This window comes from Hyphomicrobium sp. (assembly GCF_036262015.1).
Lineage (GTDB): Bacteria > Pseudomonadota > Alphaproteobacteria > Rhizobiales > Hyphomicrobiaceae > Hyphomicrobium_C.
In genome coordinates this window covers 145,781-165,845 of record NZ_DATAJR010000008.1, presented here as the reverse complement: position 1 = coordinate 165,845, position 20,065 = coordinate 145,781, and the positions used below count along the sequence as shown (strand labels likewise).

The 20,065-nt window shown below is 62.7% G+C and carries 16 protein-coding genes; 13 read left to right on the top strand and 3 right to left on the bottom strand.

What is annotated here, in order from left to right:
- Window positions 1-119 precede the first annotated feature (119 nt).
- The 4 genes from lptC to VHO05_RS09465 all read left to right on the top strand — a co-directional run bounded on the left by lptC (window position 120) and on the right by VHO05_RS09465 (window position 5,869).
- Entirely contained in the window at window positions 120-2,177 is a 2,058-nt protein-coding gene (gene lptC, locus VHO05_RS09480) for an LPS export ABC transporter periplasmic protein LptC (protein ID WP_329646343.1), read from the top strand.
- Window positions 2,178-2,259: 82 nt separating this feature from the next.
- Window positions 2,260-3,075, top strand: a complete 816-nt coding sequence (lptB, locus tag VHO05_RS09475; RefSeq protein WP_329646342.1) for an LPS export ABC transporter ATP-binding protein — start codon at window positions 2,260-2,262, stop codon at window positions 3,073-3,075.
- Between the two features lie 174 nt (window positions 3,076-3,249).
- Complete coding sequence (rpoN, locus tag VHO05_RS09470) at window positions 3,250-4,773, top strand: RNA polymerase factor sigma-54 (RefSeq protein ID WP_329646341.1); 1,524 nt, start codon at window positions 3,250-3,252, stop codon at window positions 4,771-4,773.
- A 631-nt stretch (window positions 4,774-5,404) separates the two neighbouring features.
- Window positions 5,405-5,869 carry a PTS sugar transporter subunit IIA gene (locus VHO05_RS09465; protein WP_329646340.1) on the top strand — a complete coding sequence of 155 codons (465 nt, stop codon included), beginning with the start codon at window positions 5,405-5,407 and terminating at the stop codon, window positions 5,867-5,869.
- 57 nt (window positions 5,870-5,926) lie between these two features.
- Here the strand turns inward: VHO05_RS09465 and VHO05_RS09460 are convergent, their stop codons facing one another.
- On the bottom strand, window positions 5,927-6,724 hold the full coding sequence (locus tag VHO05_RS09460; protein ID WP_329646339.1) for an undecaprenyl-diphosphate phosphatase: 798 nt from the start codon (window positions 6,722-6,724) through the stop codon (window positions 5,927-5,929).
- 210 nt (window positions 6,725-6,934) lie between these two features.
- Here VHO05_RS09460 and VHO05_RS09455 point away from each other — a divergent pair, with 210 nt between their 5' ends.
- From VHO05_RS09455 to VHO05_RS09425, 7 genes are all read left to right on the top strand, one after another.
- Window positions 6,935-7,630, top strand: coding sequence for a glutathione S-transferase family protein (locus VHO05_RS09455; RefSeq protein ID WP_329646338.1), 696 nt, complete (start codon window positions 6,935-6,937; stop codon window positions 7,628-7,630).
- A gap of 12 nt (window positions 7,631-7,642) precedes the next feature.
- Window positions 7,643-8,806: a tRNA epoxyqueuosine(34) reductase QueG gene (gene queG / locus VHO05_RS09450; RefSeq protein ID WP_329646337.1), complete on the top strand. Its 1,164-nt coding sequence runs from the start codon at window positions 7,643-7,645 to the stop codon at window positions 8,804-8,806.
- Window positions 8,803-9,675: an SDR family oxidoreductase gene (locus VHO05_RS09445; RefSeq protein WP_329646336.1), complete on the top strand. Its 873-nt coding sequence runs from the start codon at window positions 8,803-8,805 to the stop codon at window positions 9,673-9,675. Before queG ends, VHO05_RS09445 begins: the two co-directional genes overlap by 4 nt.
- 134 nt (window positions 9,676-9,809) lie before the next feature.
- Window positions 9,810-11,351 carry a hypothetical protein gene (locus VHO05_RS09440; protein WP_329646335.1) on the top strand — a complete coding sequence of 514 codons (1,542 nt, stop codon included), beginning with the start codon at window positions 9,810-9,812 and terminating at the stop codon, window positions 11,349-11,351.
- A gap of 165 nt (window positions 11,352-11,516) precedes the next feature.
- On the top strand, window positions 11,517-13,040 hold the full coding sequence (locus VHO05_RS09435) for an undecaprenyl-phosphate glucose phosphotransferase (protein WP_329646334.1): 1,524 nt from the start codon (window positions 11,517-11,519) through the stop codon (window positions 13,038-13,040).
- 4 nt (window positions 13,041-13,044) lie between these two features.
- Window positions 13,045-14,313 carry an O-antigen ligase family protein gene (locus VHO05_RS09430; RefSeq protein ID WP_329646333.1) on the top strand — a complete coding sequence of 423 codons (1,269 nt, stop codon included), beginning with the start codon at window positions 13,045-13,047 and terminating at the stop codon, window positions 14,311-14,313.
- Entirely contained in the window at window positions 14,306-15,694 is a 1,389-nt protein-coding gene (locus VHO05_RS09425) for a lipopolysaccharide biosynthesis protein (RefSeq protein ID WP_329646332.1), read from the top strand. The genes VHO05_RS09430 and VHO05_RS09425 overlap by 8 nt, the downstream gene beginning before the upstream one ends.
- Here VHO05_RS09425 and VHO05_RS09420 read toward each other — a convergent pair.
- Window positions 15,667-16,464, bottom strand: coding sequence for an alpha/beta hydrolase (locus VHO05_RS09420; protein ID WP_329646331.1), 798 nt, complete (start codon window positions 16,462-16,464; stop codon window positions 15,667-15,669). The genes VHO05_RS09425 and VHO05_RS09420 overlap by 28 nt on opposite strands.
- Window positions 16,465-16,511: 47 nt before the next feature.
- On the opposite strand from VHO05_RS09420, the gene VHO05_RS09415 reads away from it, so the two are divergent.
- On the top strand, window positions 16,512-17,714 hold the full coding sequence (locus VHO05_RS09415) for a glycosyltransferase family 4 protein (protein WP_329646330.1): 1,203 nt from the start codon (window positions 16,512-16,514) through the stop codon (window positions 17,712-17,714).
- Window positions 17,715-17,914: 200 nt separating this feature from the next.
- Window positions 17,915-18,442 carry a translation initiation factor IF-3 gene (gene infC / locus VHO05_RS09410; protein ID WP_329646329.1) on the top strand — a complete coding sequence of 176 codons (528 nt, stop codon included), beginning with the start codon at window positions 17,915-17,917 and terminating at the stop codon, window positions 18,440-18,442.
- A gap of 189 nt (window positions 18,443-18,631) precedes the next feature.
- Here infC and VHO05_RS09405 read toward each other — a convergent pair whose 3' ends face one another.
- Window positions 18,632-20,020, bottom strand: a complete 1,389-nt coding sequence (locus VHO05_RS09405; RefSeq protein WP_329646328.1) for a vWA domain-containing protein — start codon at window positions 20,018-20,020, stop codon at window positions 18,632-18,634.
- Window positions 20,021-20,065: the final 45 nt, after the last annotated feature.

The following is a 20,065-nucleotide window of genomic DNA, read 5'->3' as shown; positions in this document are numbered from 1 at the left end:
CCCCGGAGCCGAGCACGAATTTGCCGGCCTGCCGACGGCTTGGACCCTGATCGTTCGTCATACGGACGCTCGCTTCGAAAAACGATGACGCCGCCACGAGGGCGGGGACCCCGATGGTCATGACAGCTCACCCACACACCGATCCGTCTGCAGGTCGCAAGACCGGCGACGGCGTCGTGTTGGAGGTCGACCGTACGCGGGAGTTCCGCAAAGCCAATCGCCGTACCAAGATGGTGCGCACATTGCGCATCGCTTGCCCCGTCATGGCTGCCGCGCTTCTCGGCGCCTATGTGCTGATGATCGCGCGCACTGCCGGTCTGGTTTCACCCGAGACGTTGCCGGAGTTCGCTGTTCGGAAGATCATGCCGGAAGATCTGTCCATGAAGAATCCTCGGTACGAGGGCTTCAACAAGGATGGCGGCAGATACGTCTTCACGGCCAAGACCGCACAGCAGAACCTCACAACGCCGAACGTCATCAAGCTCAACGGCATCGTCGGCGAGATCTATCAGGCCGACAAAACGCGGACGGACGTCACCGCAGTCCGCGGCGTCTTTAACAATGAGAAGAACCTCCTCGACTTGTACGAGGAGATCAATGTCGACTCTCAGAGCGGCCTCAAGGCCCGCCTGACGCAGGCCACGATACAAACGAAGGAAGACCTGCTGACGTCCACCGAACCGGTGATCGTGGAATTCCCGAACGGTTCGGTTCGCTCCAACAAAATGACGCTGCGCCAGAAGGCGCGAGAAGCGACTTTTACGGAAGAAGTCGTCGTCCAACTGACGCCCCCGCCTGACGACAAACCGAAAGAGCCTGCGGCCGAAGAGGCTGCGCAGAAGAGTGCCGGCAGCGCGCTGTTCACTCCGTCCAATGGTCCGATCAACATCGACTCGAGCCGCCTCGACCTGAACGACGGCAGCAAGACCGCTCTCTTCACGGGAAGCGTGCGCGCGCGCCAGGGCGACCAGCATCTGACGACTCCCGAGCTTGAAGTCTTCTACGAGGGGGAAGGCATGATGGGCGGCTCGGGCGGAGCGGCGGAAAAAACCGCGGACTCCGGTGCCGCTGCCTCGTCGCCCTCCGGCAAGGTTCGGCGGATTGTGGCTAAGAAACCCGTCGTCATGAAGCGTGACAACGGCGATGTCGTCACCAGCGACACCGCAGATTTCGACGCACAGGCCCAGACCGGCGTCCTTCTGGGTGAGGTCATCATGACGTCCGGCACGGATCGCCGCGCCGCGAGCCAGCGCGTCGACATCGACGAAGCCAACGGAACGATTGTGCTGGCGGGCGATGTCGTCGTGACCCAAGGCGAAAACGAACTGCGCGGCGGTCGTCTCGCAATCGATCGCGACAGAGGCACCGCCCAGCTCACATCACCGCCGCATGCGGGCGGGGGTCCTGGACGCATCAACGCCCGCCTCACCCGTGGCGCCGATGCCAAGACGCCGGGTGCAAAGGAGAACAAACCCAACGCCCCGCAACAGGAAGGACTGGGCGGGCTCGCGTCGTTCAAGACGAACCCCAAGGCTCCCGTCGACGTGACGTCGGATTCCCTCGATGTCGATGACAAACGCAAAGTCGCAGTTTTCCGCGGCGACGTGGAAGCACAGCAGGACACCTTCAAGATCAGATGCGCCGAACTCTCCGCCTTCTATAAAGGCGAAGCGGGTCTGGCGGATGCCGCCAATCTCTCGGCCGCCCCCAAGACCGGCGAGAAAAAAACAACCGAGCTGACCCGTATCGAAGCCCGCAAGGACGTATACGTAACGTCCAAGGACGGCCAGACCGCCACAGGCGATTGGGCCGACTTCGACGCCAAGACGAACAAGGTCACGATGGGCGGAAACGTCGTGCTCGCCAAAAACAAGAATATGGTGCGCGGCACGCGCCTCCTGATCGACCTCACGACGGGCGAGAGCAAGATCGACACCGCGCCGCAGAACACCGCATCCAATCCGTCGGGAGGAGGCTGGGTGACGAAGACGCCTGCCGAACCGGCTCCTGAGAGCAAGGGCCGCGCAAGCGCCGTCTTCTTCCCCCAGGATATGAAACAGGACGGCGAGACGGGCGCACCTCAAGACAAAAACAAGCCCTCGAAACCCGCCAACGAAAGCGTCGATGGGTGGTCGGCAACGTCCTCACCCGACGGAGCTAGCAGTCCGGCGAATTGACATCGATGATCGAAAACGGCTCGAATGCCCCCTTGAGGCTGTCGAGCCCCCCTTGTTGTCCCCTGAACGGCAGATCGCCCGCATGAAGTTGTGGCCCATCAAATCAGCCCCCGCCGCGCAAGACGCAGACGACTACGGCTATGCGGACGGAGGCGTCTCCCCCGGCCATCAGGGCTGGCTCATCGCTGAGAACGTCCAGAAAAGCTACAAGAAGCGCATGGTGGTCCGCGGCGTGAGCCTGGCTGTTGGCCGCGGCGAATCCGTCGGTTTGCTCGGCCCGAACGGCGCCGGCAAAACCACGGTGTTCTACATGATCACCGGCCTCGTCCCATCCGATGCCGGGCGCATCACGATCGACGGGCAGGACGTCACCCGGCTGCCCATGTACCGGCGCGCGCGTCTCGGTATCGGCTACCTTCCCCAGGAAGCTTCCATCTTTCGCGGGCTCACCGTCGAGCAGAACATCATGGCCGTGCTCGAGCTGGTGGAGCCTGACCGCAAGAAACGCCGTGAGCAGCTCGATAGCTTGCTCGAAGAGTTCCACATCACGCGCCTTCGGAAGTCGCCCTCTATGGCGCTTTCGGGCGGCGAGCGCCGCCGGTGTGAAATTGCCCGCGCCCTGGCCTCGCGGCCCTCGTTTATTCTGCTCGACGAGCCCTTCGCCGGTATCGATCCCATCGCCGTCGGCGATATTCAGCAGCTCGTGCGCCATCTGACCGACCGGGGCATCGGGGTCCTCATCACCGACCACAATGTACGTGAAACACTGAGCCTGATCGATCGCGCCTACATCATCTACGATGGTCAGGTTTTGACACAAGGTAAGCCTGCAGAAATCATAGCCAACGAAGATGTCCGGCGCGTCTATCTGGGGGACATGTTCGTTAACACTCGTTGAGCTAGCCTGGGTGCCCCGATCCGTTTGGGACAACGAGCAATGATCCAGGACCGGCCCGTGGCCTTGCCCCCCGCACGGCCAAGATGCATGAGCATCCAAGGACGACCCTTCGCCGTTGCGACGCCTGACAAGGCGCCGGTGGACAAGGCGCGTCCGGGCCGCGAAAGTTAAGAGATGGCGCTAACCGCAAAGCTCGAGCTGAGACAGGGCCAGCAACTGGTGATGACACCCCAGTTGCAGCAGGCGATACGCTTGCTTCAGCTGTCGAATCTCGAGCTGAACCAGTTCGTCGAGACCGAGCTCGAGCGTAACCCGCTGCTCGAAATGGACGACGGCCCCGAACCGCCGACGAAGGCCGAGCACGAGGACCCCGTCGCCAGCGAACGCACCGAACAAGCGAGCGACGACGAGTGGCTGGATTTGGCCAAGCCCGTCGCCGAAGCCGACGGCGGTCTCGATGGGGACTACGATGGGAACTATTCGGACGGTCCGTCCGCGTCAGCCGGTCCTGATGGCGTCGACTCGGGCTGGGCAAGCCTGCGCCAGCGCACAAGCGTCAGTTCCGGCGACGAAATCAATCCCGAGGCCTATATTTCGAGCGAGCCGTCACTCAGAGACCACTTGAGCGAGCAGCTGCCGCTGGCTACGGCGGACCACGTGGAGCGCCTGATCGGTCAGCACCTGATCGACATGGTCGACGAAGCTGGCTACCTGCATGCCGACCTCGACCAGCTGGCGATGAAGCTCGGAGCGCCACTCGAGCTGGTCGAAAAAGTACTCGCCATTCTCCAGACCTTGGACCCGCCGGGTGTCTTTGCCCGCTCTCTCGCGGAATGCTTGGCCCTCCAGCTCAAGGATCAGAACCGCTACGATCCGCAGATCGCCGCTCTTCTCGACAATCTCGATCTCCTGGCCGCACACAACATGCCGGCCCTGCGCAAGGTCATCGGCGCGGATATGAGCGAGATCACCGACATGATCGACGAGATCAAGCGGCTCAACCCCAAGCCCGGCCTGAAGTTTGGCTCCGTACAGCTCCAGCCCGTGGTGCCCGACGTCCTCATCCGCGCCGCATCCCACGGAAGCTGGATCGTGGAGCTCAACAGCGACACGCTTCCGCGTGTGCTCGTCAATCGCACGTACTACGCGCACGTGAACAAGACGACGCGCACCGAGAAGGACCGCGGCTATCTCCTGGAATGCTTGCAGACCGCAAACTGGCTCGTGAAAAGCCTGGACCAGCGCGCGCGCACCATCCTGAAAGTTTCCGAAGAAATCATCCGGCAGCAGGACGCCTTCTTTACCCACGGTGTTCAGTACCTGCGTCCGCTAAACCTCAAGACCGTCGCCGACGCCATCTCGATGCATGAATCGACCGTCTCACGCGTGACGTCCAACAAATACATGGCGACTCCGCGCGGCATCTTCGAACTGAAGTACTTCTTCACCTCCGCGATCCAATCCGCGGGAGATGGCGAAGCTCACTCGTCGGAAGCCGTCCGTCATCGCATCCGGCAGATGATAGATGGCGAGAACGCAAGATCTATTCTCTCCGACGACAAGCTGGTCGAAAAGCTGAAGACCGAGGGCATCGACATCGCCCGGCGCACCGTCGCAAAGTACCGCGAGGCGATGCGCATTCCGTCCTCCGTCCAGCGCCGCCGCGAAAAACGTCTGGCCGAGCGCATAAACCGATAGCCAACCCGGACACCTCCATGGCGCGTTATGGGCTCTTGCCCTAGAGACCCTGCGGCTGGCTCCTTGGCTGCGGACGCACGACAAAGAACTGGAATAATTCAAAGAAATTCGGCTGGTACCGGAAGATGGGCGCCATGCAATGCCGCGCAATGGCTGAGGACACCCGGGATGGATGCCGAGACGACGGGTCCAAATCCTGGTATCGTGCCTACACCTCAGCGCTGGTACGGGACCTCAGGGTGGAAACCGTCTGGCGTCTCGATCGTTACAGAATTTGCCATTATTGGCATTTAGGAACCGCAGGTCACAACGACCTGAACATTCTTGTCAGTCCGGCTGCAAGCGGTTGGGCATGATTCGATGGGCGGGGAGATTGGGGTTGGCCTTCAACCAAAGGCCGCACAGCCTTTCAAGGCAAATCAAGTCGTTAGTCTTTGTTGCGAGTGATCTCGTGGCGGCGCGTCGTGCTGGACGGCACGTTTGCTGCATTACCTTAGGAATGAACCGAACGCCAATCGCAGGACGCACGACAATGCTTATTTGTAAGGCAGAACGTGCGGAACGCGGTTATGAGAAATGATGGATCGGCAGCCGAAAGGCCTCCGACCGCAGACCCGATGGGACCGGACACATGGATTTAGGCGACCTTCTGGCACCTGGTGGGATTTTTCCCGCGTTCGAAGCGGCGAACAAAAAACAGGCTCTGCTCGATCTCTCGACACATGCCGCGGAGATCACCAAGCTCGATCCCCGCATCATCTATGACGCGTTGTTGCAGCGCGAACGGCTCGGTTCAACCGGGCTCGGACGCGGCATTGCCGTGCCGCACGTCAAGATCGTCGGTCTTCCCGGCATCGTTTGCCTGTTTGCCAAGCTGGCCAAGCCGATCGATTTCGAAAGCCAGGATAGCGAGCCGGTCGACCTGATCTTCCTTTTGCTCGCTCCGGATCATGCTGGCGGCGATCATCTGAAGGCCCTGGCGCGCATCTCGCGCCTCGTGCGTGAGCCGGCCGCGCTTGAGCGGCTACGCTCCGCGACGGACATGACGGCACTGAAACGCGCGCTGACGCTGCCCATCACGTCGCACGCCGCCTGATCAACGAAATCGGCACCTATTCTCATGCCGGGCAGCCTCGCTGCCCGGCATTTTCGTTTAGCCCTGTGCCAGGAGAGCGGCAAGCCCGAGCAAGCCGACAGCGATCCGCCAGTAGGCGAATGGCGCAAAACCGTGCCGCCCGATGAAATCGAGGGCATATTTTACGACCGCAACCGCTGTGATGAACGCGACCACAAAGCCAACGCTGATCGGCAGAGCATCTGCTTCCTTCAGCAAGTGCCAGTTCAGATAAAGCTCGAGAGCGAACGCTCCCGCCATGGTTGGCATAGCCAGAAAGAACGAGAATTCCGCCGCCGTCCGTTTGTCGGCCCCCAGCAGAAGCCCGCCGACGATCGTCGAGCCAGACCGGGAAACGCCAGGAATAAGCGCAAGGCACTGAAAAAGCCCGATCCCCAAAGCCCGCGGCGGAGGAATGTCCGTCACATCATGATAGCGCGCTTCGAGGGGTGTCCGGTCGATGACGAGCAGGATGAGCCCGCCAACGATGAGCATCGCGCAAATCAGCATCGGCGTTTCAAACAACACGCCTTTGATGAAGCCGTGCAGCCCCGCACCGATGATTGCGGCAGGCAGGAAAGCGATGGCCAGCGCAAAGGCGAACCGCTGAATATGCGGATCGCTCGGAAGCGCACACACCATCGCCAGCAGGCGCCGGAAATAGACGACGACGATGGCGAGGATCGCGCCGAGCTGAATCAGCACCTCGAACGTTTTGCCGGGGCTGTCGAACCCTAGGAAATGTCCGGCGAGGAGGATATGTCCGGTCGACGAAACGGGCAAAAATTCCGTAAGTCCTTCCAAGAACCCGAGCAGAACGGCCTGCCAGATCGGCATATGAAGGGCTCTCCGGTTTTCAAAGGGGGATGACCTTGGAGGGGCGGGACTTAAGTCGCGCGCTCGGTAGCACGTTTGAGCGAACGGGGATACGGTTCACGAACAGCGGCCAGATGACGGCCGCCACCGGCAAACGGAAATGCCGCAGTTTGCTGACGCCAGACTGACAATACCTGGGGCCACCGCCCATTCCTTGGCACGGAACGAGAGATGCACACGCTGACGCAATTTCGGCTTTGCCCACGATCGCGCTCGATCCGCATTGCCCTCGCCGAAGTCGGCATTGAGGTCGAACTCGTCGAGGAACGCCCGTGGGAATGGCGGCCGGCATTCTTGGCGCTCAATCCTGCCGGCGAGTTGCCTGTGCTCACGCTTGATACAGGCCTCGTGCTCTGCGGCGCTTACGCAATCTCTGAGTATTTCGCCGGATTGCTCAGCGGCCACGAGAAGGAGGGACGCCCCGCTCCCCTGATCCACGGAAAGCTCGAAGAGCGCGCGGAGCAACGGCGGCTCGTGGACTGGTTCCACGGCAAATTCGACCGGGAAGTCACACGCGAACTGCTCTACGAGCGCATCTATGGCCACCTCATTCCCGACGCCCCCCATGCGCCGGATGCGGACGCCTTGCGCGCCATCCGCGCCAACATCCGCTATCACATTGCGTATGTGAACCATCTCGCCCACAATCGGCGCTGGCTCGCAGGAGATGAGATGAGCTTTGCCGATATGGCCGCTGCTGCCCATCTTTCCGCGGTAGACTACCTGGGTGAAATCCCGTGGGAGGAGCATACGGCCGCCAAGGCCTGGTACGCGCGCATGAAATCCCGCCCATCCTTCCGCTCGCTGTTGGCCGACCGCATGCCGGGCATCTCGCCGGCCCCGGTCTACGCCGATCTCGACTTCTGAACGGTCGCGGACATGAGCATCGAAACTTCAGAGCCCACAGGCGATACGCGCTCACGCGCCGCGATCAAAAACGCGCTTGGCGAGCAAGCCCGCGCGCTCGGTTTCCAGACCATGCGCATCACCCGCCCCGACACGATCCAAAAGGCCGGGGACCGGCTGCTGACGTTCCTCGCCGATGGTCGCCACGGCACGATGGAATGGATGGAAGCCAATGCCGACCGGCGCAGGGATCCGCGCCAACTTTGGTCCGAAGCCCGCTCTGTCGTCATGCTGGCCATGAGCTATGCGCCGGAAACCGATCCGATGGAGGCCCTCGCCCGGCCGCTGGAAGGCATCGTCTCCGCATATGCCAAGCGTGCCGACTACCACGACGTCATGAAGGTGAAGCTGAAGCAGCTCGCCACCGACCTCGAACGCGAGACCGGCGACCCCGTCAAGGTTTTCGTCGACACGGCCCCGCTGATGGAAAAGCCATTGGCTCAGGCCGCGGGTATCGGATGGCAAGGCAAGCACACCAACCTCGTCTCACGCGACGATGGCTCGTGGCTCTTCCTCGGCGCAATCCTGACCGCGACGGAACTCGACCCGGACCCGCCGGAGCGCGACCACTGCGGACGCTGCTCGCGCTGCCTCGATGCCTGCCCCACCAAGGCTTTTCCCGCCCCTTACCAGCTCGATGCCCGACGCTGCATTGCCTACCTGACGATCGAGCACAAAGGCCATATCGCTGAGGAATTTCGTGCCCCGATCGGCAACCGCATTTTTGGCTGCGACGATTGCCTAGCGGTCTGCCCGTGGAACAAGTTCGCACGCTCGGCCCACGAAACCCGCCTACATGTACGGGCGGAGCTGGACAACCCTCCGCTCGCCGATCTCCTGCCTCTCGACGACAGCGCCTTCCGCGCCCGCTTCCGAGGCACGCCCGTCAAGCGCACAGGGCGCGACCGGTTCGTGCGCAACTGCCTCATCGCGGCCGGAAATTCGGCTGACCGCGCCTTGCTTCCCTTCGTCGCCCCGCTCTTGAGCGATCCGTCCGCACTCGTTAGAGCGATGGCGGTCTGGGCTTTCCGCCGGCTGGCGGACCCGGACGCCATCGGAACTGCGCGCGCCGAGCACTACGGCTGCGAGCAGGACGAGGCCGTGAAAAAGGAATGGGACGCCGGAACCACGACATGAGCAAGCTCTTCTGCTTCGGCCTCGGCTACAGCGCCGAAGCACTCACACGCAAGCTCGCCCCCCGTGGCTGGCAGATTTCCGGCACGGCACGCACACCCGAGGGCGTCGCCCACATTGCCTCGCTCGGCTACGACGCCATCCATTTCGATGGCCATTCTCCCGGGGCGGCGATTTCAGACGCCCTCGCCACGACCACGCACGTGCTCGTCTCCGCCGGTCCGGACGAACAAGGCGATCCAACCCTCCGCCTGCACGGGCAGGACCTGGCGAGCGCCCCAAAAATTGAGTGGATCGGCTATCTGTCGACCATCGGCGTCTATGGGAACACAAACGGCCAATGGATTGACGAGACGGACGAGCCGCACCCGGGCTCCGAGCGCGCCAAGCGCCGGCTCGTCGCCGAAAGCGCGTGGCTCGATTTCGCACGCGCCCATGGCAAGCGGGTGCAGATTTTCCGCCTCGGTGGCATCTATGGACCGGGCCGCAGCGCGATCGAAGATATCCGCGAGGGCATCGCGCGCCGCATCATCAAGCCCGGCCAGGTCTTCAACCGCATCCATGTCGACGATATCGCGGGCGTGCTCGAAGCCGCCGCCCGCGGACGCGGATCAGAAGCGATCTACAACGTCACCGACAACGAGCCAGCCCCTCCCCAGGATGTCGTCGCCTACGCTGCCCATCTGATGGGATTGCCACCGCCGCCTGAAGTGCCCTTTGAAACGGCACCTCTGTCCCCAATGGGCCGCAGCTTTTATTCGGAGAACCGGCGCATCCGCAACCGCCGCCTTCACGACGACCTCGGCGTCACCCTCGCCTACCCCAGCTACCGCGAAGGCCTGGCCGCCATCCTGGCCGCATCACAAAACTGAACAGTCTGTCAGCATTCATCCTCTTTCCCGCCGAAATCGCGGAGGATGATGCCGAAGTTGGCGCATGAGGACGGGGCTGATCTCCGCCTCAGCCCTTCGGCATTCTTTTGATTCTTTTCGATGCAGGTCGATCCATGACAGTTCGAATATGCGCTCCGCTGCTGGCGGTGATCGTGGGCGTGTGTTTGACGGCATCCGGCACCGCACGGGCAAATGACGGCGCAGCGCACGCACTCGCAGAGAAGTTTGCGGGCGGCGCCGAAAAGGACGAGGCGGCAAAGCGCAAAGCAGATGAAGCCAAGCGCAAAGCGGCCGAGGGAAAGCGCCGCGCTGGCGAAGAAGCCGAAATGTTGGCACGCGCCCGCACCGAAGCAGCCGAGCGCAAGGCGGCAGCCGACAAAGCCCGCGCGGAAGAGGAAGCCGCAGAAGCCCAACGCGTAGCGGAGGAGCGCGCAGCCGCAGCCAAACGCGCGGAGGATGCGCGTCGCCTCGCCGAAGAGCAGCGGATTGCGCGCGAGAAGTTCATTGCCGAGCAGCTTCACGCAGAAGAGGAGCGCCAGCGGCTCGCTGCCGAGCAACGTATCGCGGACGAGAAGCGCTCTGAGGAAGAACGCCTCGCGGCAGAGAAGCGCGCGGAAGAAGAGCGCCACCTCGCCGAGGAACGCCGCGCAGCCGAAGAAAAACGCATCGCGGAAGAGAAGCGGGCCGAAGAGGACCGCCGCATTGCGGAGGAGAAGCGCCGAGCCGATGAAGAACGCCTAACCGCAGAGAAACGCGCCGAAGAAGAGCGTGTGGCTGCGGAACAGCGGGCTGAAACAGAACGGCGCATCGCCGAGGAAAAACGCCGTGCCGACGAAGAACGCATCGCCGCAGAACGGCGCGCCGATGAAGAACGTCGCCTCGCCGATGAGCGCCGCGCAGCCGAAGAGAAGCGCGTCGCCGAAGAAAAGCGCGTTGAGGATGAACGCCACCTCGCAGAGGAAAAACACGCCGAGGACGAAAAGCTCAAAGCGATGGCCGCCGAGCGCGAGGCAGAACATCGCCGCCTGACCGAGCGGCTGATGAAGCTCGACGAAAAGCGCAGTGCCGAAAAATCCGTCGCGCCGAACGGCCCCATGGCCCTCGGTGGACCGGCCACTACGGCCGCCCCCGCGATCGCCAAACCGCTCACCACGCGCGTGACCGTTCTTCTTGTCATGGAGAGCGGCACCAACGGTATCCGTCGTTACGGCAAGAAGACCGCCGATCCCGTGCTCTGCTCAGGCGCCACCTGCTGGATCAGCGCGGGCACCGAGCGCAGCGCGACGGCGCTCACGCGCGGCCAGGCGTTGGGACCGGCGAATACGTTGGGCCGGCGCGCCGCAGCTTGCAATCAGCACCTCGCCTGCGCGTTCCGCAACATCGACTTGAAAGATGCTGCAGCCATCGTCCAACCGATCGATCTTCGCATCATGCGCCATGACCGCCGTGAGCCTGTACGTATCGAAGCCGACGCCACGTGCCGGTTTTCGAACAGCCTACTCGCGTGCAGCAAGAGTTTCGCGTCCAGGTCCTGGCGCGCATGGGTGATTCCGGAAGACGTCGCCGCCGCGGCAGGCACGGAAGCCCTCGACGCGGCACTTGAAGGAGGACTGAAAGAGCGGCCCTCCGCAGTCCTGCATACGTCAGGGCTTTGACCTCGCATGTCCACCGCGGAACGCGCGGTAAAGCATTGCTAACCATCACCGCCAAGTTAAGCCCGAGGTCGCGCGGACTTGGCCCCGGATCATGCCCCCTTTTACGGGTTTGAGACGAACCTTGCCCATGGTTGATGCCACAGTTTTCGAGTGTGCGGCTGAGCCATGGCAATCCTTTCTCACGAATCTCCGGACGACGTTTCAATCAAGACCACGAGCGGGTCGGTGTTCTCTCGCGCGCTGGCCTTCGCTGGAAATTTCGTGGATCGCGCCTTCAGCGACAAGCGCCGCAGCATCTCGCGACCGAAACTCCTGTTCGCGACCTGCGCCTTAGATGCCATCGTTCTTATTGCAACCGGCGCCGTGGCCTATAGCCTTTTCGACCATGCGCACGCCACGTTGCCGGGCATCGCGGTCTGGACTTTTATGATCGCCATTGCGACCACACTGGAGCTCCGCCGCAACTGGTCGTACTCGACCCAGGCCCTGCGTCGTCCCGCGGAGCAATTCGGCAAAGTCGTAAAAAGCGCAGCGGCGGTCTTCTGCATCGCGGCTGGCGCAGGCTATTTGATTGGCATGCCGCCGTTCACACCCCTTGCCGGCATCGCGTGGTTCGCGTCTGCGGTTCTTCTGATCACCGCTGCTCGCTTTGGTCTCGCAAAGATCCTGGAGGATCTTACCGAGGCCGGGCGCCTCGTACGCCGGACAGTCATTGTCGGCGGCGGGCCCGACGCCGAGCACCTGATCAAGACCCTGGAGAGCGACAACCGCAAGGAGCTAGCCATCCTCGGCGTCTTCGACGATCGCTCGGATGAGCGTTCGGCCGACAGCGTCTCTGGCTATCCGAAACTCGGCAACTTCGAGCAGCTCCCTGCGTTCTCCCGCAACGCCGGCGTCGATCTCATCATCGTCACCGTACCGATGAGCGCCGAAAATCGTCTGATGCAGATCCTTCAGATCCTGTTCACGCTGCCGGTCGACATCCGCATCTCGGCGTTGAGCTCCAAGCTCCGCCTCAGCTCCGGCGCCTACTCCTACATCGGCCGCGTGCCGATGCTCGCCCTGATGGACCGGCCGCTCACCGACTGGGATCGCGTCATCAAGAACATCGAAGACCGCGTGCTCGGCACGCTGCTGTTCTTGCTTGCGGCCCCGGTCATGGCGCTCGTGGCACTCGCCATTCGCCTCGACAGCAAAGGTCCAATCCTCTTCAAGCAGCGCCGCTACGGCTTCAACAATGAGCTGATCGAGGTGCTGAAGTTCCGCTCCATGTACACCGACATGGCCGATGCGTCTGCGTCGAAGCTCGTGACGAAGGACGACCCGCGCGTCACTCCCGTTGGCCGCTTCATCCGCAAGACGAGTCTCGACGAACTACCGCAGCTCCTCAACGTCATCAAGGGCGAGATGTCTCTTGTCGGTCCGCGTCCGCACGCGACCGAGGCCAAGGCCAGCTCCGATCTCTATCAGACCGTCGTCGGCGAATATTTCGCCCGCCATCGCATGAAGCCTGGCGTGACCGGTTGGGCCCAGATCAATGGCTGGCGCGGCGAGACCGACACCCACGAGAAGATCCACCGTCGCGTCGAGGCTGATCTCTACTACATCGACAACTGGTCGCTGCTGTTTGACCTCTACATCATCGCAGCGACGCCGTTCGCCCTGCTGACCGGCAAGAACGCGTACTAAATCCGTGACAGCTCTGCTCACATCGCGACAGGCCTACCAGAACGAGCTCGGCGGCGCGCGCTGGATCGTGTCGGCAAGCCTTCTCGCGGCCATCGCCGTGGCGGCCGCGATGGGAACGAGCTCCATTGTCTTTTCCGAACCGGCCGTCGCGGACATACTGATGGCCGCGGTCATCGTCGGGGTCCCCTTGCTTGGGGTGACCCGCTTCGGACATATGTCGCTGTTCAATCTCGTAGCGTGGCTGATTTTCGTTTCGTTCGGGCTCGCCGGATGCTCGATGTCCACCAACTTCGGCACGGCGCTGACACATCAGGTCGTCACGCTGTTCCTCGCGCTCGGAGCCTTTGTCCTCGCCGGCTATGTCACGGCCGACCCTGAGCCCCGGTTTCGGCTGATTATGACCTTTTATGTCGTCGGCTGCTTGATCGCCACTGCGGCTGCATTCGTCGGCTACTTCCAGATCATTCCCTCGACCTACGACCTCTTCACGAACTACGGGCGCGCGCGCGGAACGTTCAAGGATCCCAACGTGCTGGGAGCGGCACTAGCTCCTGCCATTGTGTACGTCGCTTGGGTGACCTTGCGATCGCCACCTCGAAAGGCCCTCATCGCCGCCGCCGTCGCATTGCCGCTCTGCCTTGCCCTTCTGCTCACGTTTTCGCGCGGCGCCTGGGCTTCCGCGGCCTTCTCTCTCCTGATCGCCGGATGGCTCGCCCTGGTCACCACGCGCCGGGCGGAGGACTTTCGCCGCCTCGTTGTTGTGGCCGCTCTCGGAACGGTGGCGCTCGTCGCCACCCTCGGGGCCGCGCTCGAGACGGATGCCATCGGCGATCTTTTCGAGCAACGCGCGAGCCTCGATCAATCCTACGACGAAGGTCCGGACGGACGCTTTGGCGGTCAAGCAAAGGCGGTCCGATACATCCTCGACAATCCATTCGGAGTCGGCACGCACACGTTCCGCGACTCGCTGCATCCCGAGGAAGCGCACAACGTCTATCTCAGCCAATTCCTGAACGCGGGATGGATCGGCGGCACGTTCTACCTGATATCGGTCTTCGGCACACTTGCAGCCGGCGTCTACGCCATCCGCGCACGAACGGCGCTTCAGGGACCGCTGATCGTCGCCACCGCATCGTTCGCCGGTCTCGTCTTCGAAGGGTTCGTCATCGACACCGATCACTGGCGCCACTTCTTCGTCTTGATGGCTCTCATCTGGGGGCTTGTCGACGCCACCCGTCCCGAACCGGATCCGCGGAGGCGCGCCTATGATTGAAGCCCGCAGTGAGCCTTTGAATCCGATGAGCAGCTTGATGGAGCGTCTGCGCAACAGCCGCACGACGCACGCCGAGAGCTGGTCCGCCATGGGCGTGTTCGCCATTCGCGCGGTCAGCGCAGGACTGATCTTCCTGACGCAGGTCGTCCTTGCGCGCTGGATGGGCGCCGCCCAGTACGGCATTTTCGTCTCGGCCTGGACCTGCGTGCTCGTCCTCGGCGGACTGTGCAGTCTCGGCTTCACCACGGCGATGATGCGGCTCGCACCTCAGTACGATGCCAACCGCGACTATGCCTCGTTCCGCGGTCTGCTCCGCGGCGGGCGCGTGGTCGGCGTGCTGTCATCGCTCGTCATCGCAGCAATCGGGTTCGCCGTGCTGTCCCTGCGGGGAGAATGGGGAACACCGTACGCGGTGCCGATGGCGCTCGCATTGCTCTGTCTCCCGATTTTCGCCGTCTCGGACGTACAGGACGGACTCGGGCGCGGTCAGGGCTGGACGCTTGAAGCGATCACGGCAGCCTACATCGTCCGGCCCCTCGCGCTCGTCCTCCTTGTTCTCGTCGCGTGGATGACCGGAATATCCGCCGATGCAGTGACCGGCATGGTGATCGCGCTCGTAACGCTCTTCATGGCGGCAGTGCTGCAGACGCACTGGATCGGGCAACGCATCAGAACATCGATTCCGCAGAGCGAGCCAGCGTACCATTTCTCGAACTGGTTCAAGATCTCGCTCCCGCTCCTTGCCGGAAGCCTCTGCGATCTCGCGATCCTCAACGCCGATGTTCTACTACTCGCCACCTTCCGTCCCTCTGCGGAAACCGGGCTTTACTACGCGGCCTCGAAGACAGCCGCGCTGGCCTTGTTCATCCACTACGCGGTGGGGACGGCGTACGCCGGCAAGATCGCCGCTGCGCATTCACTTGGGGATAGCAAACAGGTCAAAGCACTAGTGAGCAACGCCGTCCGCTGGACGTTCATTCCATCGGCGGCCGTCACCCTCGGTATCCTCGCCGTCGGGTATCCCGTCCTCGCGACATTCGGCGAAGGCTTCACCGAAGCCTATCCGCTGATGTTCATTCTTGCCGTCGGCATCCTGGCCAAGGCAGCGACCGGACCAGCCGACACAATCCTCAACATGCTCGGACACCAGCGCGCCAGCGCCGTCTCGATTGGACTAGCGGCAATCATCTGCGTGACGCTGAACTTGATCCTGATCCCTCTCTGGGGCGCCACAGGCGCCGCAATCGGCACGTCGACAGCCATCGTCGCCGCTTCCGTCTTCAACTGGATCGCCGCACAGCGCCTCGAAGGCCTGAACCTTTTCGTCGGCGCCAATCTCAGAAGCGTGCCGGATCAGGCGGACCGCGTACCCACCAGCTGATCGATCAATCCGTAGAGAAGCTTGAGATCCTGCGGCCGTGACATGCGGTGCTCGCCGTCCGGCACTTCCGTGATGCGCACCCAATCGCCAGCCAGCACCGATTTGAGGTCGCGCGCATGCGCGATCGGTACATCGCGATCCTGCGCACCCTGCAGGACGAGCACGGGCCGGCCGGGGTTGAACGCGGTTCCCTTGAACAAGTGGTTGCGTCCATCCTCGATGAACCGCCGCGTGATGACATAGCCGTTGGGATCGTAATCCGAGGGACGGACCCAGCGCCCGGCCTCGACAATGTCGCGCCGTGCGCTCTCCGGGAACTGGCTCCACATCAGCTCCGTGAGGTCCCAGGCCGGTGCAATCAGAACGAGGCCGCGAATCCTCTCAGCCTGCTCCGGCGCGTCCTGCATCAGCCGGCGCAGCAGCAGGAGCGCAAGATGAGCGCCCGTGCTCGAGCCGACAAGAATTTGCGGCCCCTGTGTCAATCGCTCGAACACGGCCACGCTCTCGTCAAGCCAGTCGCTGAGGATCGCGTCTTCGAAGCGCCCCTCGGACCGCCCGTGCCCCGAATAGTCGAACCGGGTGAGCCCCAGACCGTGCTCAGCCGTCCAGGCGGCAAGCGCTTCGGCCTTGGTGGAGACCATGTCGGACTTGAGCCCGATCAACCACAGAATGCCCGGTTTGCCCGCATTGAAGGGCTGCGCGAGATACGCAATCTTGCGCGCCGACGACCCGCTGCCGACGGTGATGAATTGCGGATCGCGCTCGCCCATCCTATGAAGCCTCCCAGGCTTTGAAACTAAAGTGATCGGAGGCCGCGTTGGCCCAGAAGCGCCCCACCATACTTCAGATCATTCCAGAGCTCGACACTGGGGGCGCCGAACTGTCCACGGTCGAAATTGCGAGCGCCATCGTCCGCGCCGGAGGCCGCGCGCTGGTCCTCTCGGAAGGGGGGCGCCTGGCCCCACGCCTCGCGGCAGCGGGCGCGGAGTTCGTTCCCTTCGCCGCGGCCACAAAGAACCCATTCCACATTCTCTGGAATGCCCGGTTGATCCGCCGCATGATCGAGGACGAAGGCGTGGATCTCGTGCACGCCCGCAGCCGCGCCCCGGCCTGGAGCGCGATGCTCGCCGCGCGCCAGGCGGGCAAGCCGTTCGTCACCACCTATCACGGCGCCTATAACGAGAAGACCCGGATCAAGAAGGCGTACAACGCCATCATGGCGAAGGGCGACACGGTGATCGCCAATTCCAACTACACGAAACGCCTTATCGAAGAGCGCTACGGCACGCCGTCCGACGTTATCCGCGTCATCTACCGCGGCGTGGATGGATCGAAATTCGATCCCGCCGCTATTTCCGCCGACAGAAAGGTAGCGTTGGCAAAGGCGTGGCAGATCCCTCCCGGAGCGCGGATCGTGCTCCAGCCCGCACGTCTCACGGCATGGAAAGGTCAGAGCACGGTCATTGAAGCCGCCCGTGTGCTGGAAGCCCAAGGCCGGCTCGGCAACACCCTCATCGTGCTGGCGGGCGACGCACAAGGCCGCGACGCTTATCGCGAACGCCTCGAAAGCGAGATTGCGGCCGCGGGCCTCGGAGGCAAAGTCATTCTGCCCGGCCACGTCGATGACGTCCCCGCTGCCCTGGCCATTTCGGATCTTGCGATCGTCGCCTCCATCGAGCCCGAGGCCTTCGGACGTGTGGCCACGGAAGCGCAGGTCATGGGTTGCCCGGTGATCGCCACCGATATTGGTGCCCCGCCCGAAACAGTCGCCGCGCCGCCCAAGGTAGAGGCCACCCAAGCAACCGGATGGCTCGTCCCCCCAGGAGATGCCCCCCGCCTAGCCGCGGCCATGGCCGAAGCCTTGAGCCTGGCTCCGGCTGACCTCTCAGCCCTCCGGGAGCGGTCTCGGAACCGCGTTCTGGCTCACTTCAGCCTCGACGCCATGCGCCGGGAAACACTCGACGTGTATGACCGACATTTGGGCACAAAGCTCAAGGCGTCCTATGACGGAATTCCTTAACTCATCCCCATGGCTCTGCGGCGGATTGGCCCGACCCGGCTTGACTCGGACCGGGTTCTTCTGAATTCTCCGCCCCAATAGTAAGCAGCCCACTGCAATTCGGCGCGCTTTCTGGGTAAAACGTTGTTTTTCGCCGAAAGCTGACTTAGCTATGGCGAATTGACTGAAACGACTAAAGGAGATGGAACATCCGCAAACCTATGCGTGGCGCCCCCGAGCGCGAGTCGACCGGCCCGAAAATCAACGACGCGATCCGGGCGCGCGAAGTACGGCTCATTGATGAAACCGGGCAGAACGTTGGCGTCGTCAGCAAGTTCGATGCTATCGCCCGGGCTGAAGAGGCAGGACTTGATCTGGTCGAGGTTTCTCCCGACGCCGAGCCTCCCGTCTGTAAGATTCTCGACTTCGGCAAATACAAATACCAAGAGCAGAAGAAAGCCGCCGAAGCGCGCAAGCATCAGAAGATCGTCGAAATCAAAGAGATCAAGATGCGTCCGGGCATCGATGATCACGATTACGACGTAAAGATGCGCGCCATCAAACGCTTCTTCGAAGAAGGCGACAAGGTGAAGGTCACCCTTCGCTTCCGTGGCCGCGAAATGGCCCATCAGCAGCTGGGCATGGCTGTGCTGGTGCGCGTCAAGAACGACGTCGAGCCGATCGCGAAGGTCGAGTCCGAGCCGCGCTTCGAAGGCCGCCAGATGGTGATGGTACTGGCGCCCAAGTGAGCATTCTCTCGTCTGGTCGAGGTAGAACGGCGGTGAGTTTCACCGCCGTTTTTGTTTGCGGTATGCAGTCCCGGGGGCCCAAGCATCCGCTTCTGACCCCAAGCGGACATCGCGGCGCAGTCAACGAAACTTCTCAAAAAAAGGCGGAGCGAGACACCCCGCTCCGCCCACACGCCCAATCTCACTAGATTAATATGCCTGCTGCACCTTCGACTTGTGTTGGTCCTGGCGCATCATCTTGCGCGTCTTCTCCCAGCTCTCGCCGTCCAGGTTCTCGGCCGCTTCGCGGCTCTTGGCTTCGAGCTTGTCGAGCGCTGAGATCGATGCCGACGGGGCCGCCATGGCACCCGCGCCGAGCGCGCTCTTCTGCTTGTTCAAATAGAGGGCGTTCTCTTCGAGAACCTTGCGCGCGGCCGTGAGGTCGCCCTTATCGCGCAGATCCACAGCGCGCTCGCTGTTCTCGGTGGCAACCTGCTCCGTGACCTGGCTCATCACGCCCTTGTTGACGCTGCCTTCGGCTTCTTTCGTATCATCGGTAAAGCGCGCCATGACCAGCGTCTCCCCGTCCGACCGCAGGCCGTCGTCGAGCCTAAGGTACGAAACGCCGACCTTGGCGATCTCCGCTTCGGCGCCGCTGACGCCCTCGACCGGCGGCTCCAACTCCACCACGACGTAGCGCTCGTTGTCGTTCTGAAGCTGCGCGAGCTTGAGCGTCACCTTGCTCCCCGAGATGTCGGCATCGCGGCCCAGAACGCGCGTCGGCTTGAACCCTGCCTTGCACTCGATGGTGATCGTCACGTCCCTCACCGCAACCGAAAGCGCGTCGCCGAACTCGCGATCGAAGATCTCCGCGAGATCGCTTGGCCGCTCGACGAAAGCGTGGTTGCCGTCGCTGGAAGCAGCAAGCCTCTGCATCAGATCCTCGTTGTACTCGAGGCCGAGACCGATCGTGGAAACGGAAATACCTTTGCCCGCAAGCTCGCGGCCAAGCTCGGCGAGCTCACCCGGCGTGCTCGGACCGACGTTGGCTAGCCCGTCCGAGAGCAGCACCACACGGTTGACCTTCACGTCCGAGCGGAAGGCCTTGACCTGCTCTCCGCCTTCCTTGACGCCCGCATAGAGCGCGGTCGTGCCGGTTGCGTCGATCTTGCCAATCGCGCGCATCAGAGCGTCACGCTGCGCGCCGAACCGGCCCGCGGGGCGAACCACGTCGACTTCATGGTTGTACGTGACGAGCGAAAAAATGTCGTCGGAGCCAAGGCGTTCGAGCGCTGCTTCCGCACCCTTCTTGGCGGCCGCGAGCCGTTCGCCGCTCATGGAACCCGAGCGGTCGATGACGAGCGCCACGTTAATCGGCGTGCGCTTCTCGCGTTTTTCCGCCGCGAGTGCCTTGAGCGACAGCCGCAGATAGATCCGATCCCGGCTCTTGCGCTCGATGACCGCGTGGCCAAGGTCGGCACCGAGCTCGATCTCGGCGGCGCGCGCTTGAGGCTGCGGAAGAAGAACGCCGCACATCGCCGCCAGCCCCGTGAGAGAGGAAAGTCCGAAGAGAGAAGAAAACGTCCGCACGACTAACATAAGCAATCTCCTCAAAAATAAATGAGCACGCAGAATAATTGCGTC

Bases quoted from the DNA above. Each gene is read 5' to 3' on its own strand.
- lptC (WP_329646343.1), top strand. From the start codon at position 120: ATGACAGCTCACCCACACACCGATCCGTCTGCAGGTCGCAAGACCGGC.
- lptB (WP_329646342.1), top strand. From the start codon at position 2,260: ATGAAGTTGTGGCCCATCAAATCAGCCCCCGCCGCGCAAGACGCAGAC.
- rpoN (WP_329646341.1), top strand. From the start codon at position 3,250: ATGGCGCTAACCGCAAAGCTCGAGCTGAGACAGGGCCAGCAACTGGTG.
- VHO05_RS09465 (WP_329646340.1), top strand. From the start codon at position 5,405: ATGGATTTAGGCGACCTTCTGGCACCTGGTGGGATTTTTCCCGCGTTC.
- VHO05_RS09460 (WP_329646339.1), bottom strand. From the start codon at position 6,724: ATGCCGATCTGGCAGGCCGTTCTGCTCGGGTTCTTGGAAGGACTTACG.
- VHO05_RS09455 (WP_329646338.1), top strand. From the start codon at position 6,935: ATGCACACGCTGACGCAATTTCGGCTTTGCCCACGATCGCGCTCGATC.
- queG (WP_329646337.1), top strand. From the start codon at position 7,643: ATGAGCATCGAAACTTCAGAGCCCACAGGCGATACGCGCTCACGCGCC.
- VHO05_RS09445 (WP_329646336.1), top strand. From the start codon at position 8,803: ATGAGCAAGCTCTTCTGCTTCGGCCTCGGCTACAGCGCCGAAGCACTC.
- VHO05_RS09440 (WP_329646335.1), top strand. From the start codon at position 9,810: ATGACAGTTCGAATATGCGCTCCGCTGCTGGCGGTGATCGTGGGCGTG.
- VHO05_RS09435 (WP_329646334.1), top strand. From the start codon at position 11,517: ATGGCAATCCTTTCTCACGAATCTCCGGACGACGTTTCAATCAAGACC.
- VHO05_RS09425 (WP_329646332.1), top strand. From the start codon at position 14,306: ATGATTGAAGCCCGCAGTGAGCCTTTGAATCCGATGAGCAGCTTGATG.
- VHO05_RS09420 (WP_329646331.1), bottom strand. From the start codon at position 16,464: ATGGGCGAGCGCGATCCGCAATTCATCACCGTCGGCAGCGGGTCGTCG.
- infC (WP_329646329.1), top strand. From the start codon at position 17,915: ATGCGTGGCGCCCCCGAGCGCGAGTCGACCGGCCCGAAAATCAACGAC.
- VHO05_RS09405 (WP_329646328.1), bottom strand. From the start codon at position 20,020: ATGTTAGTCGTGCGGACGTTTTCTTCTCTCTTCGGACTTTCCTCTCTC.